Raw genomic sequence first — 15,150 nt, 5'->3', positions numbered from 1 at the left:
TCCACAATACATTATTTGGCATCGTACCATGTATCTCCAAAATTAACATCTACATCAAGTGCTACTTTTAACTTAATTGCATTTTCCATTTCATAAGCAACTAAATTTTTAACTTCTTCAAATTCATCTTTTTTTACATTTAAAATAAGTTCATCGTGTACTTGAAGGATTAATTCACTTTTTAATTCTTTTTCATTTAATCTGTTATAAACATTTACCATTGCAAGCTTTATTATATCAGCTGCACTTCCTTGAATTGGTGCATTCATTGCCAATCTATCACCCAAAGCCTTAACTATTTTATTTGAAGATTTTATCTCTGGAATAAATCTTCTTCTATTTAAAATTGTCAATACATATCCCTTTTCTTTAGCTTCATCTACAACATTTTCAAGATATTCTTTTATCTTAGGATATCTTTCTAAATATATAGACATGTATTCTTCTGCTTCTTTCTTTGTGATCTTTAAATCTTCTGCAAGGCTAAACGCACTTATTCCATACACTATCCCAAAATTAACTGCTTTTGCTCTACTTCTCATAAGAGAAGTAACCTCTTCTATCGGAACTTTAAATACTTCCGAAGCAGTTTTTGTGTGAATATCACTATGATGCTCAAATGCATCTATCATATTTTCATCTCCAGCAATATGAGCCAATACCCTTAATTCTATTTGCGAATAGTCACATGAAACCAGTATATCAGTTTCTTCCATTGGTATAAATACTTTTCTTATTTCTCTACCCATTTCATATTTTATAGGAATATTTTGCAAATTAGGTTCTGTGCTTGATAGTCTTCCTGTTGTAGTTACAGTTTGATTGAAGTTTGAATGGATACGCCCATCTTCATCAACCACATTTTTTAAACCTTCTACATATGTAGAATTTATCTTTGTGATTTGCCTATAATACATTATTTTAGGTATTATATCATGCTTATTCATTAGCTTCTCTAAAACTTCTTGGTTAGTTGAATATCCAGTTTTTGTTTTCTTAATGACTGGTAAATCCAATTTTTCAAATAATATTTTTCCTAGTTGCTTAGGAGAACTAATATTAAATTCCTCATCCGCTAATTCATATATTTCTTTTTGTGTCTTATCGATTTCTTTTTTAAACTTAGTCTGTAGCTCATCTAACATACCTTGATTTATGTTAAATCCAATACTCTCCATGGATGAAAGCACATAAATTAATGGATGCTCCACTTCATAATAAAGTTGATCCATATTTTCCTTATGAAGATTTTCTTTTAATTTTTCATAAACCATAGGTAAGTAACTGCAAAGAATTGCCTTAATATTGCTGTCTTCACTGTTAGGATTATCACCAATATAATGATTAACAAGTTCTAGAATTTCATATTTACTCTTTGATGAATCAATTAAATAAGCTGCTATCGCAGTATCAAAATCAAATCCCTTTATTTCAATTTGATTTTTATTTAAAAATGTAACAAAGTTTTTTCCATCATGAATAACTTTTTTAACATTATCATCTTCCATAAGATTTTTCAAAACTTTTAAAGCTTCTTCACTATACTTAGAACTTATGTCTTTAAAATCTATAATAGTACCCTTATTTTCTTCCCCGAATATTAAATATTCAAGTTTTAATTTAGAATATTTAGATGCATCAGTTAAAGTATAATCTATATAAATTCTATTTCTCATCTCTGAAAATAATGCTTTCATATCTTCAATTGTAGTAATATTTCTCACTTCAATGTTAGATTCTTCCTGAACTGTGTCATCTTTAAATTTAGATAGTATTGACTTCATCTCAAGTTTAATGAGCATCTTCTTAATTTCTAATATATTTTCTTTATTACTAGAACTTATATCTTCTAAATTTAATTCAATTGGAACTTCTCTCATAATTGTAGCTAATTTCTTAGAAAATATTGCTTGTTCAACATTATTTTCTAAATTTTCCTTAAGTTTTTTCCCGGAAATTTTATCTATATTTTTAATAACTTCTTCAACAGATCCATATTCCTTTATAAGCTTAAAAGCAGTCTTTTCTCCCACTCCTGGAACGCCTGGTATATTATCTGACTTATCTCCCATTAATCCTTTTACATCTATAAATTGCTCTGGAGTCACTTCAAACTCATCCATAAAGCTTTCTTTATCATAAACAGCAGTTTCACTGACACCTTTCTTAGTAATTATAATTTTAGTTTTTTCTGATGCTAGTTGAAGTGCATCACGATCTCCTGTAACTACAAATACTTCTGTATTATTGTCCTCAGCAAATTTTGATACTGTTCCAATCAAATCATCTGCCTCAAAGCCTTCAACTTCAAATATCTTAATTCCCATTAACTTAAATAGTTCTTTAATAATCGGGAATTGTTCCGCAAGTTCTGGCGGCATCTTATTCCTACCTGCTTTATATTCAGAATACTCTTTATGTCTAAAAGTTGGTGCTTTCAAATCAAAAGTAGCAATTATACTATCTGGATTAATTTCATCCTTCATTTTAAGTAGCATATTTATAAAACCATAAATGGCATTAGTATTTATTCCATCACTATTTGTAAGAGGAGGCAAAGCATAAAAAGCCCTATTCATAAGTGAATTTGAGTCTAAAACCAATAATTTTTTCATTAGAAACCTCCTGAAATTTAACATAAAAATTTACTCAACTAGAAATATTATTATCTACTTCAAGTCATTATTTAAACTCATTATACTATATTGTATAACTTAAAGTATATATGTATCTTGTTGTGTAATGAATTTATCTCATATTATTTCCATAATTATTAGTAATAATTCTTATTTTGTATATTCTTTATTTTACTATAGTAGATAACTTGCAAAAATTGTTATAATGTTAATTATAGACCGTAATTCCGAATGCAAAGTATTTTAAATTAACCAGTACTATAAAAATCTATTATGTAATGAGGTGATATAATTGTTAGATAACCTTTTATCTAAATATGCTAAACTTGCTATTATCAAAGGTGTAAATATACAAAAAGATGGACTTTTAGTTATAAATAGCCCTATTGAGTGTAGTAACTTTGCAAGACTACTTGCAGATGAAGCCTATAAATATGGTGCTTCTGATGTAGTTATAAATTATAATGATGAAAAATTCAATAAGATACGATTTAATAATTCTTCAAAGGAAATTCTTTCTATTACGCCAAAATTTGAAAAAGATAAATATGACTATTACGTAGAAAACAATGCAGCATTTTTGAGTATTTCCGCGTCTGATCCAGATATTTTCAAAGATGTAGATTCGGATAAAATATCGGCATACCAAAAAGGCAGACGTACAGCCTTAGAGAAATATCATAGTGCATGTACTTCCAACAAAAATGCTTGGTGCATAGTTTCAATTCCAACTGAAAACTGGGCAAAAAAAGTCTTTAGTGAATCTAACTCATCTGAAGCAATCGAAAAATTATGGGATGCAATTTTTACTGTTATGAGACTTAAAGAATCCGATCCTATAGATGCATGGAATAAGCACACTAAACTTCTTCATGATAAGGTATTAGAATTAAATTCCTATAAATTTAAATATCTTCATTTTACAAATTCTCTTGGAACTGATTTAAAAATAGGATTAGTTCAAGATCATATTTGGTGCGGGGGTGAGGATATAACGCAAGATGGTCTGAGATTTATTGCTAATATGCCTACAGAAGAAGTTTATACTACCCCTAAATTGGATGACGTAAATGGAATTGTTTTTAGTTCAAAGCCTTTAAGCTATTGTGGAAATTTAATAAACAATTTTTCATTAACATTTAAAAATGGTAAAGTTGTAGCTTGTTCTGCTGAAACTGGATTAGATATTTTAACTGAGCTTCTTAATACAGACGAAGGTTCAAGATATCTAGGTGAGGTTGCCTTAGTTCCATATAATTCTCCAATTTCAAATTCAAATATAATTTTTTATAATACATTATATGACGAAAATGCTTCATGCCATTTAGCTCTTGGTTCTTCATATCCTTGCTGCATAAAGAACGGAGAAAAAATGACAAGAGAAGAATCAATTCTATCTGGTTCAAATGTATCGTTGATACATGTTGATTTTATGATAGGAACTAAAGATACAAATATAACTGGTATTACACCAGCTGGTGAAGAAATTAAAATTTTTAATAATGGTAATTGGGTTTAATATTTTTTAATAAAATAAAAATACAGGATTGATTTTACAACCCTGTATTTTTATTATTTATTTTTAGGCTTGCTTCGTTCTTTATTATTAGCATATGTCTTCAATTCATTATTGAGAGCATCTACAATATTATTATACTTTGCCTTAAAGGCGCGCCTAGCCATAAATCTTTGAATCCATAATGACATATATCCAAAAAACTTATCTGTTGACTGTTCTTCTTCAAATACTAATTTGGTTGTGCCATCTTTTTGCCCTTTGAAATTATATGTGGATATACATGTTGTAAAATCAGTTGAGGTAGTAATTTGATATTTTTCATTTTTTGCATATCCTGTTATTTCAACTGTACATTCTACTGGATTAGGTCTACCAGTATTTATACTCTTTTGAATCTTACATCCTGTCGCATCTTCTTCGTTAAAATCCGAAAAATCTTTCTTTGCATTTTTTATAAAAATATGGAACACATCTTCTACTGGATAATTTAATATTCCAATAGCTTTCATTTTGAATTCCCCCTCTAATGAATTTACTTTATTATTTTCCAGTAAAATATTCTATCCCTATTGCTTCTCGAACTTCTCTAAGAGTATTAGCTGCCACTTCTCTAGCCTTATTGCTACCATCCTTTAGCATTTTATATACTGCATCTATATCTTTTTCAAACTCAATTCTTCTATTTCTTATTGGTTCCAATTCAGCCTGTAAAATTTCATTTAAGTATTTTTTTACTTTTACATCACCAAGACCACCACGCTTATAATGCTCTTTCATTTCTTCAACAGCATTTTTATCAGTTGCAAATACATCTAGATAAGTAAATACAGTATTTCCTTCTATTTGCCCTGGATCTTCTACTCTTATATGATTAGGATCTGTATACATTGACATTACTTTTTTCTTAATCGTATCAGCATCATCAGATAGATATATACAATTTCCTATTGACTTACTCATTTTAGCTTTTCCATCCGTTCCAGGTAATCTTCCTGCATTAGAACTTGGAAGTACTGCTTCTGGCTCAACTAGAACTTCTCCATATATAGAGTTAAAACTTCTAACGATTTCCCTTGTTTGCTCAATCATAGGCAGTTGATCTTCTCCAACTGGTACTGTGTCTGCTTTAAATGCTGTAATATCAGCCGCTTGACTTACTGGATAAATAAGAAACCCTGCCGGAATACTATTTTCAAAATTTTTCTGTTTTATTTCTTGCTTAACTGTTGGATTTCTTTCTAACCTTGATAAAGTAACAAGATTTAAGTAATGCATTGTTAATTCATTTAGTTCTGGTATCTGTGATTGTACAAATATATTTGATTTGCTTGGATCAATTCCAACTGCTAAATAATCGAGTGCAACTTCCGTTAAACTATTTCTTATCTTTTCAGGATTTCTTGCATTGTCTGTTAAAGCCTGCTGATCTGCAATCATTATAAAACTTTCATATAAGCCTGATTCTTGAAGTACAACTCTATTTTTTAAAGAACCTATATAGTGTCCTATATGTAATTTACCTGTTGGTCTATCTCCTGTTAATATTACTTTCTTACCCATTCCAAATTCACTCCTAAACCGCAAAACTCATTAAACTTCTGACTTAGTTTTACTTTCAACTACTTTATTAATTACATCTACTCTTTTATCTCCTAAGACATTAGCTATCTTAACTGACATATTTTTTTCTTTATATATAGCTTCTCTATTAGCATCAACTATCTTCATAATTCTTTCTTCCATCTTTTCATATGAAATTAGGTCATCATAATATGTATCCACAATGTCCTTTAAACATGTTGCTAATTCTCTTGGATTTCTATAAACTGCTCTCATTTCTTACTCCTTAAATATAACAAAATAATTTTTATATAATTTATATCAATTCAAAATTCTCATCCCTTATCTGAAAATTATGAACTAACCGCATGTATTAATATAAGCTAAAATAAATTCCACCTTAAAATTATTATTTAATATAACTCTTTAACTTAATGTTCCATAAATACTTATATTATAACAAATAAGTTTCGCTTTATTATATCATTATACATAGTAAAATTCTATATTCAAAAATAAAGACTACCTTAAAATGCAATTTTTAAGATAGCCTATAAAATTCTAATTTTCAAACCTACTGATTAACTTGCTTATTTAATACTAATTGAAAAATCATTAGGCACTATCATTACAATACATTTGGCACGTTTGACAACATTAGTAGTTACTGAGCCAATCATTCGATTTAAACCTCTTTTAGTAGATTTAGTCATAACGATTACTCCTATATTTTCTTCATTTGCTTTCTTTATTATTTCATCTCCTGGATATCCAAAAGTAAAATAAGTTTCTGTCTTATAATCTTTCATTTTTTCTTTAGCTGCTTGTAATATTTCTTCACCCAATTCTTGTGCAAATTTTATCTCATCAGCAACTATCATTTCATTTATCAGTACTAATTCTTTAACATTCATTATTATAATTTCAATTGAATCTTTATCGGGAAATATTTCTTTTACAAATTCTAAAGAATGCATACTTCTTTCTGTTCCGTCTATTGGTATTAACACTTTCCTTTTATTCATATATACTCCCCCTTAAATATCTCGATATTATAGTATTCTACACATTAGCAATAATATCCTCTATTTCACCTTAATGAATATATAATTTTTTACTTATCTGTATAAATTCCCATTTCTAATTTAAGTATACCCTGAAATAATCATTTTTATAAATTTATAGGGCATATCTACATATAAAACTTTTTATATATGCAAATATACCCTTATTTTATTTATATTTTTATTCAATAATTTCTCCATTAGTCGAAATAGTTACTACTTGCCAAGGAATCATTTTATCACTTGCCTTTAATGCATTTTTCACAGCATTTTCTATTCCACCACAACATGGAACTTCCATTCTTACAACAGTAACACTTTTTATATCATTCATCTTCAAAATTGTCGTTAGTTTTTCTGAATAATCTCCCTCATCTAGTTTTGGACATCCTATTAATGTAATTTTATTTCTAATAAACTTATTATGAAAATCTCCATATGCATAGGCTGTACAATCTGCTGCTATAAGTAAATTAGCATTATTAAAATATGCTGCATTGGGAGAAACAAGTTTAATCTGCACAGGCCATTGATTCAATTGTGATACTATCTCACCCTCAGTTCTCGCATCCTTCACTTCAATCTTCTTATGGCTTAACATTCTAGATTGTGAACCTGGGCATCCAAATTGAATTGTTTGATTCTTGTTTAACTCTAATTTCTTTTGCTCAGTATTTCTTTTCTCCATGTTTATCTTTACAGCTTCTTCATCATAAGCAGCTGCTTCTCTCTCTTCGAAAGAAATAGCATTAGTTTCACATGAAGGAAGACAATCTCCAAGCCCGTCACAATAATCATCCCTTAATAATTTTGCCTTTCCATCTACTATACCTATAGCTCCTTCATGACAGGCACTTGCACAAACACCACATCCGTTACATTTCTCTTCATCTATTTTAATAACTCTTCTTATCATAAAATTCTCCTCCTACATTTCATACTCATTTAAATTCACTAATCATTAATTTTTGACCATACATTAATAATTGAAATATAGCATTTAAATAAATCAATTAACTTATAGAATTATTATAATAGAATGTTCATATAAAATCCGTTTCATTTGATACAGAAATATTAATTATCAATTTTTAATTTTCTAACAATGTTAAGTTTTTTAAACTGAAGTCCAATATTTTAGCTGAGTGTGTTAATGCTCCTACAGATATGTAATCAACACCTATTTCAGCTATTTCTTTAATATTATTTAGTTCAACATTTCCTGAGAATTCTATTAAGGCTCTTTTTCCTATTATTTCAACTGCTTCTTTAGCTATCTCTAGACTCATATTGTCAAGCATTATTATATCTGCGCCTGCTAATAGTGCTTCCTGTACCATTTCTAAATTTTCAGTTTCTACCTCTATTTTTCTAACAAATGAAGAATTTTTTCTAGTTAGCTCTATAGCCCTTTTTATTCCACCAGCCGCACTAATATGATTGTCTTTAATCATTATACCATCAGATAAATTAAATCTATGATTACATCCACCTCCAATCTTTACAGAATATTTCTCTAATATCCTTAAATTTGGTGTTGTTTTTCTTGTATCTAATAATTTTGCATTTGTGTGTTTTATTTCTTGTATAAATCTATTCGTTAATGTAGCTATTCCACTCATCCTTTGAAGTAAATTTAGAGCAATCCTTTCCCCAACTAATAAGCTTCTTGTATTACCTTTTAGAAAAGCAATTCTGTCTTTTACATGTACATTATCTCCATCACGCTTATAAAATTCGATCTCCACATTTCCTAATAAATCAAATACTCTTTTAAATACTTCAAGTCCTGCAACTATGCCTTCTTCCTTGCAAATCAATTCTACTGTAGAGATACTTTCTTCTCCTATGATTGAATTTGTGGTTATGTCATCGCTTGGACAATCTTCAATAAGTGCATCTTTTATTATTTTATCTATAACTAAATAATTTATCATCTAACTTTCCACCCTTTTCTTTTATAGTTCTAACAGTTATCTCTTTATTTTCTTCTTGTAATTCGTCCCATGATTTTTCTAATCTTTCCACAGGAAAAACTTTAATTTCCAAATAATCCACAATGTTGTTAATCGATATTGCAGCTCTTCTTGAAAATACAAGTCCTTCAAGTAATGAATTACTTGCGAGTCTGTTAGCACCATGTACTCCTGTACAGCTTGTCTCTCCAACTGCATATAGGTTTTTCATAGATGTTTTAGAATCCAAATCTACTTTTATTCCTCCCATAAAAAAATGCTGAGCTGGAGAAACCTTAATACATTCTTTTGTTATATCTGTTCCTCTTTTTAAGCATTCCTCATAAATGGTTGAAAATCTATTTATGATATAATCTTTTCCCAAAAACCTTATATCTAAATTTACATAAGGTACTTCTGTCTCTTTTATCTGATTATATACTGCTTCTGATACCACATCTCTCGGCAAAAGCTCATTTATGAATCTTTCCCCTTTTATATTTGTAAGAATTCCACCTTCCCCTCTTAGAGATTCTGATATCAAAAATTTCCTCTTATTTTCACCTTCTTCATAAAATGCTGTCGGATGAATTTGAATATAATCCATATCCTTTAATTCTATACCGTGTCTTATTGCTGATGCTATTCCATCTCCTGTCAATATTCTCTGATTAGTTGAATTATTAAATAATCCACCTATGCCTCCAGTTGCCAATACAACAGCTTTTGCATAAACATTTATTTGCTCATATTCTCTTATTAACATGGCTCCAATGCAATTATTTTCTTTTTCTATAATATCTACAAAATGAGTATTTTCATAAACACTTATATTTTCTCTCTTTTTCACTTTATCAATTAAAATTTTTGCAGTACTTTCTCCTGTATTATCCTTTGTATGGACTATCCTATTTACAGAATGAGCGCCTTCTTTTGTAAAGTTTAAACTTCCATCTTCATTTCTATCAAAAGCAATTCCCATTTCAATCAATGATTCTACGTTAACCATAGATTCATTAATTAAAGTTTCAACAGCCTCCAAATCATTTTTGTATCTTCCTGCTTTTAAAGTATCCTCTATATATAGTGGAATATCCTCAACACCTTTTGCAACAGATATTCCCCCTTGTGCCAGATAAGTGTTACTACAAGTAATCTTATCTTTGCATACAATCAAGACATTTAAATCTTTCCTTAAATTTAATCCACAATAAAGACCTGATACCCCTGAACCTATTATTAGAACATCAACAAACTTATTCATATTTTTCCTAATTACTTCTAACATCTTGCGATGCAAGTAAATGCATATTTTCTAACGATCTTAACGCCTTTTTTCTAACATTTTCTTCTATAATCATTTCATTTTTCATATTTAATAAGGCATCATACAAATTTTCAAGGGTTGTCTTTTTCATGTCTTGGCAACATATTTTATCTCCTGGTATAAAGAAATTTTTATTAGGATTCTTTTTCTTTAATTCATGTAAAATCCCTTCTTCTGTCGCTATTATAAAATCGGTTCCTTCATCTTTAGTCGCATAATCTATTATTCCACTTGTACTCCCTATATAATCTGCAATATCTCTGATTTCCTTTGTGCATTCAGGATGGACTAATACTTTTGCATTTATATGCTTTTCTTTTTCAATCAATATATCTTCTCTGCTTACCTTATTATGGCACCTACAAAATCCATCCCATAATATGAACTCTTTTTCTGGGAAAAACTCCGATATATATTCACCTAGATTCCTATCAGGTAAAAACATAATCTTTTTATTAGGTATCTTCTTTAATATTTTCAATGCACTTGAAGAAGTCACAGCTACATCACAATGAGCTTTCACATTACACGTTGAATTTATATAGCAAACTACATAAGCATCTGGATGCTTTTCCTTTAGTTCTAATAAAGCCTTGCCGCTTGCCATATCTGCCATAGAACATCCTGCACTAGGACATGGCATTAAAACAGTCTTATTCGGTGATAAAACTTTTGCACTCTCTGCCATAAATCTAACCCCGCAAAACATTATAACTTCCTCTTTGCAATCTCTAGCTATTTCACTTAAATAATAAGAATCTCCTACATAATCTGCTAAGTCTTGTATAATTCCTGGTTGGTAATAGTGTGCAAGAATAAGAGCATTCTTTTCTCTCTTTAACTTTAATATTTCTTTTGCTAAATCCATCGCCATGTTTATTTACACCTCTTTTAATTAATTTTACAGGTGTATATACACCATTGAAAATAATTATAACACCACAATTTTTAATATTCAACAGATTTCATTGCCTTATTTAACCTACAAAAAATCATTTTATTTTTCTTGACAGCTAAAAGTTATAGTTGTATTATTGTATTAACAACTTAGTACAACAATACAGTAGTACAATTTACGAAGGAGTGAGACTATGTCATGGGATTTTAATGACGATAGACCAATTTACATGCAGCTAATGGAACAAATACAACTTAGAATCGTTTCTGGCATATACAAAGCTGGTGAAAAATTGCCATCAGTTAGAGATATGGCAGGTGATGCAGCTGTTAATCCTAATACAATGCAGAAAGCATTAACAGAACTTGAGAGAACTGGTTTAGTATTTTCTCAAAGAACTAGTGGCAGATTTATTACGGAGGACGTTAATATGATTAAAAATATAAGAAATGGTTTAGCAAGAGATCAAATTGAAAAATTTCTTCACAATATGGAAAAAATAGGTTATACCAATCAAGAGACAATCCAACTTATAGAAATTATATCAAAGGAGATGAAATAATGGATAATGCTGATAATAAAATATTGTATAACTCTAGCGAAAGTGATACAATGTCTACTTTTACAAATAACAATATGGATAATGTCCCTATTTTAGAATGTAAAAATTTATTTAAAACCTATTCTAATACTGAGGCATTAAAAGGGATAAATCTAAAAATCAATCGTGGCAGAATTGTTGGACTTTTAGGTCCAAATGGAAGTGGTAAAAGCACACTAATAAAGTTGGCAAATGGTCTTTTAACTCCATCAAATGGAGAAATATTAATATCAGGAAATAAACCTGGAATTGAAACAAAGAAAATTGTTTCATATCTTCCAGAAAGGACTTATCTTAATGACTGGATGAAAGTTTCAGACATTATTAGCTTTTTTCAAGACTTCTACGATAATTTCAATCCTGAGAAAGCTTATAATATGTTATCAAAACTTAACATTAATCCCAATGATAAATTAAAAACTATGTCAAAGGGTACAAAAGAGAAAGTACAACTTATTTTAGTTATGAGTAGAGAGGCCGATTTATATTTATTAGATGAACCTATCGCAGGTGTTGATCCTGCTGCCAGAGATTATATTTTAAATACAATAATCACTAATTACAATGAAAATGCCACTATAATTATATCTACTCACCTTATTTCTGACATTGAAAGAATATTAGATGATGTAGTCTTTATATCATATGGAAATATATTCTTAACTAAAAGTGTTGATGAAATAAGAGAAAATGAAGGGAAGAGTGTTGATGCTCTATTTAGGGAGGTATTTAGATGTTAGGAAAATTAATGAAGTATGAGGTAAAAGCAACTGGCAGAACCCTTATACCGCTATATTTAGTATTATTAGCATTTGCTATCATTAATAAAATTTTTATCGGAACTGGTCTATCCCATAAACTTCAAGGATTTGGTTCAATCCCATTTATACTAAGCATCTTTGGATACGGATGTACTATGGCTGCTGTATTCATAGTCACCTTTTTCATAATTATCCAAAGATTTTATAAAAATCTGCTTGGTGATGAAGGATATTTAATGAACACCCTTCCAGTGAGCACCATCACAAACATTACAAGCAAACTTTCAATTGCTACTTTTTGGACTATAATAAGTGGAATTGTAGCCATACTTTCAATAATTATTATGGCATTTGACCCTAGGGCTTTTGGTCAATTCTTTTCTGAAACTTTTAGGGCTCTTTCAGAAGGTTATGCTAAAATAGGAATACAAATTTATGTAATTATTATAGAATTATTAATTGCTATGATATTTCAGTTTGTAAAATTTATTAGTATGATTTATGCTTCTATATCAATTGGGCATATATTTAGTAAGCATAGAATTCTTTCATCTTTCGGGGCATTCATAATATTAAATTTAATTGCAGGTGCAATATCCTCATCTATTGGGATAGCTTTTTCATCCTCTAGACTGCCTGATTTACTAAGAAATATTGAATCTCTTTGGCCTATTAATTTATTTTTAATATCTATCACAGTATTTAATATAATCTTCATAATAGTTTATTTCATAATAACAAGCTATATATTAAAAAATAAATTAAATTTAGAATAAAAAATGCTATTTTAAATATATAATCTTAGTATGGTGCCAACTTGTATAAAAAGCTAAATACAAACACTAATCCTTACCAAGATAGTATATTTATTTATAAATATTAAAAAAGCGACTATTGAAATAATTTTCGATAGTCGCTTTTAATATGCAAATTTTTTAGTCATTTTCTATGCATTTTTATAAATTGTTAAATATTTTATATTGACTTATTCCTCATTTTATTACATAATTACATATAACTTAATAGGTAAATAACTAAGATAGAGGCGCGAAATTTAAGAGTATTATTATGGAGGTAAGCTCATTGAAGTAATAAGAAAGGAACTTTCGCCGAAGTAAATAGCTGATTGCTTTAATACTATTTGCTGGGCTTGTGTAAAATATATACAAGACTGCCACAACTTATTTTGTGGAGAGCTATTTTTAATGTAAATGTCGATATTCGTCATATTTTTAAAATGTGTAACTTTCGTATTTATGTCATGAGTATGCTCTCATGGCTTTTTTTATTGTTTTAATTTTTATATTATCTTAGTTACTTGCTTATGGAAATTTAAAACCATAATGGAGGATAGAAAAATGAGTGAAGAAAATCACGAATTAAAGAGAAGTTTAAAAGCAAGACACTTAAACATGATAGCCATAGGCGGATCTATTGGTACCGGTATATTCCTTGCAATGGGTGATACTCTCCACCAAGCTGGTCCTGGTGGTGCATTAGTAGCTTATGCACTAGTAGGTATAATGGTATACTTTTTAATGACAAGCTTAGGAGAAATGGCAACTCATATGCCAATATCTGGTTCATTTAGCTCATATGCTAATAAATTTATTGATCCAGCTCTTGGATTTGCCCTTGGCTGGAACTACTGGTACAACTGGGCTATAACAATTGCAGCCGAAATGGTTGCCGGTGCTCTGTTGATGAAATACTGGTTTCCAGATGTAAATGCCCTATATTGGAGTATTTTATTTTTAGTAATTATAGTAGGCTTAAATATTTTATCATCTAGAGCATATGGAGAATCAGAATACTGGTTTGCTGGTATTAAGGTGGTTACCGTTCTTATATTCATAGTAATTGGTGTTTTAATGATTGTAGGCATAATGGGTGGAGATAAAATAGGATTTCATAACTTCACCATTGAAGATGGACCGTTCCATGGAGGAATTAAATCAATATTTTCTATTTTCTTAATTGCAGGTTTTTCATTTCAAGGTACTGAACTTATTGGAATTGCTGCAGGTGAAAGCGAAGATTCTGAGAAGAATATTCCAAAAGCTATAAAATCAATATTTTGGAGAATATTAATATTTTACCTAGGTACGATTATTGTCCTAGGAGCAATAATACCATTTACTGAAGCTGGACTTGATACAAGCCCATTTACAATGGTATTTGAAAAAGCTGGTATTGCAGGTGCTGCTTCACTGATTAATGCGATCATATTAACTTCTGTATTATCTGCTGGTAACTCTGGTATGTATGCATCAAGTAGAATGCTTTATGCAATGGCTAAAGAAGGTATGGCTCCTAAAGCTTTTGCTAAAACAAATAATAGAGGTGTACCTATAAATGCCGTACTTCTAACTACATTAATAGCTTCTGCTTGCTTTTTAACAGGTCTATATGCAGAGAGTACTGTTTATGTTTGGCTAGTTGCAGCATCTGGTCTTGCTGGATTTATAGCTTGGGTAGGTATAGCAATATGCCACTATAGATTTAGGAAAGCATATGTTTATCAAGGAAGGGATTTAAATGAGTTAAAATATAGGGCTAGTTTATATCCATTTGGTCCAATATTAGCATTATTAATGTGTATTATTATAATAATAGGTCAAGGATATTCATACATTACTCCTGAGGCGATTGATTGGAATGGATTAATTGCAGCTTATATAGGACTTCCATTATTCTTAATCTTATACGTAGGTTATAAAATAAAGAATAAGACTAAAGTTATTCCTTTAGATAAAGTTGATTTAGACTTCTCTGATAAATAGTAACAAAAAGTAAGATCATAATTTTTAAGTTTAACTTTTACTTGTA

General features: G+C 29.5%; 14 protein-coding genes and 1 riboswitch. Of the genes, 5 read left to right on the top strand and 9 right to left on the bottom strand.

Annotation, left to right across the window (positions count from 1 at the left end):
• Positions 1 to 11: 11 nt before the first annotated feature.
• A complete protein-coding gene (gene polA / locus KEC93_RS04425; protein ID WP_077869416.1) occupies positions 12 to 2,615 on the bottom strand; it encodes a DNA polymerase I in 2,604 nt (867 codons plus the stop codon).
• Positions 2,616 to 2,928: 313 nt separating this feature from the next.
• Between polA and KEC93_RS04420 the strand changes: the two genes are divergently transcribed.
• Positions 2,929 to 4,155 (top strand): aminopeptidase, encoded by a 1,227-nt coding sequence (locus KEC93_RS04420; RefSeq protein ID WP_077869415.1) that lies wholly within the window; start codon positions 2,929 to 2,931, stop codon positions 4,153 to 4,155.
• Between the two features lie 53 nt (positions 4,156 to 4,208).
• Here KEC93_RS04420 and KEC93_RS04415 read toward each other — a convergent pair whose 3' ends face one another.
• The 8 genes from KEC93_RS04415 to nadA form a co-directional block, all read right to left on the bottom strand.
• Positions 4,209 to 4,664, bottom strand: coding sequence for a DUF3284 domain-containing protein (locus tag KEC93_RS04415; RefSeq protein WP_017211756.1), 456 nt, complete (start codon positions 4,662 to 4,664; stop codon positions 4,209 to 4,211).
• A gap of 31 nt (positions 4,665 to 4,695) precedes the next feature.
• Positions 4,696 to 5,715, bottom strand: coding sequence for a tryptophan--tRNA ligase (trpS, locus tag KEC93_RS04410; protein ID WP_023974030.1), 1,020 nt, complete (start codon positions 5,713 to 5,715; stop codon positions 4,696 to 4,698).
• 30 nt (positions 5,716 to 5,745) lie between these two features.
• Complete coding sequence (locus KEC93_RS04405; RefSeq protein WP_011968141.1) at positions 5,746 to 5,991, bottom strand: TIGR04540 family protein; 246 nt, start codon at positions 5,989 to 5,991, stop codon at positions 5,746 to 5,748.
• Between the two features lie 314 nt (positions 5,992 to 6,305).
• Complete coding sequence (locus KEC93_RS04400; RefSeq protein ID WP_011968140.1) at positions 6,306 to 6,740, bottom strand: universal stress protein; 435 nt, start codon at positions 6,738 to 6,740, stop codon at positions 6,306 to 6,308.
• Between the two features lie 220 nt (positions 6,741 to 6,960).
• Positions 6,961 to 7,695: an ATP-binding protein gene (locus KEC93_RS04395; RefSeq protein WP_023974031.1), complete on the bottom strand. Its 735-nt coding sequence runs from the start codon at positions 7,693 to 7,695 to the stop codon at positions 6,961 to 6,963.
• Between the two features lie 175 nt (positions 7,696 to 7,870).
• Positions 7,871 to 8,716 carry a carboxylating nicotinate-nucleotide diphosphorylase gene (gene nadC / locus KEC93_RS04390; protein ID WP_077869414.1) on the bottom strand — a complete coding sequence of 282 codons (846 nt, stop codon included), beginning with the start codon at positions 8,714 to 8,716 and terminating at the stop codon, positions 7,871 to 7,873.
• Complete coding sequence (locus KEC93_RS04385) at positions 8,691 to 9,998, bottom strand: L-aspartate oxidase (protein WP_077869413.1); 1,308 nt, start codon at positions 9,996 to 9,998, stop codon at positions 8,691 to 8,693. Before KEC93_RS04385 ends, nadC begins: the two co-directional genes overlap by 26 nt.
• Positions 9,999 to 10,005: 7 nt before the next feature.
• Positions 10,006 to 10,929 (bottom strand): quinolinate synthase NadA, encoded by a 924-nt coding sequence (gene nadA / locus KEC93_RS04380; RefSeq protein WP_337250455.1) that lies wholly within the window; start codon positions 10,927 to 10,929, stop codon positions 10,006 to 10,008.
• A 223-nt stretch (positions 10,930 to 11,152) separates the two neighbouring features.
• Here nadA and KEC93_RS04375 point away from each other — a divergent pair, with 223 nt between their 5' ends.
• The 4 genes from KEC93_RS04375 to KEC93_RS04360 all read left to right on the top strand — a co-directional run bounded on the left by KEC93_RS04375 (position 11,153) and on the right by KEC93_RS04360 (position 15,104).
• The gene (locus KEC93_RS04375; RefSeq protein WP_011968135.1) at positions 11,153 to 11,521 is read left to right on the top strand and encodes a GntR family transcriptional regulator; all 369 of its coding nucleotides are present in this window, start codon (positions 11,153 to 11,155) and stop codon (positions 11,519 to 11,521) included.
• A gap of 74 nt (positions 11,522 to 11,595) precedes the next feature.
• Positions 11,596 to 12,300 (top strand): ABC transporter ATP-binding protein, encoded by a 705-nt coding sequence (locus KEC93_RS04370; protein WP_171787069.1) that lies wholly within the window; start codon positions 11,596 to 11,598, stop codon positions 12,298 to 12,300.
• A complete protein-coding gene (locus KEC93_RS04365; protein ID WP_017211749.1) occupies positions 12,294 to 13,097 on the top strand; it encodes a hypothetical protein in 804 nt (267 codons plus the stop codon). Before KEC93_RS04370 ends, KEC93_RS04365 begins: the two co-directional genes overlap by 7 nt.
• 256 nt (positions 13,098 to 13,353) lie before the next feature.
• Positions 13,354 to 13,528, top strand: a riboswitch (Lysine riboswitch).
• Between the two features lie 151 nt (positions 13,529 to 13,679).
• On the top strand, positions 13,680 to 15,104 hold the full coding sequence (locus KEC93_RS04360; protein ID WP_011968132.1) for an amino acid permease: 1,425 nt from the start codon (positions 13,680 to 13,682) through the stop codon (positions 15,102 to 15,104).
• The last annotated feature ends 46 nt before the right edge of the window (positions 15,105 to 15,150 follow it).

This window comes from Clostridium beijerinckii (assembly GCF_018223745.1).
GTDB lineage: Bacteria > Bacillota > Clostridia > Clostridiales > Clostridiaceae > Clostridium > Clostridium beijerinckii.
This window is presented reverse-complemented; position numbering and strand designations above follow the sequence as displayed.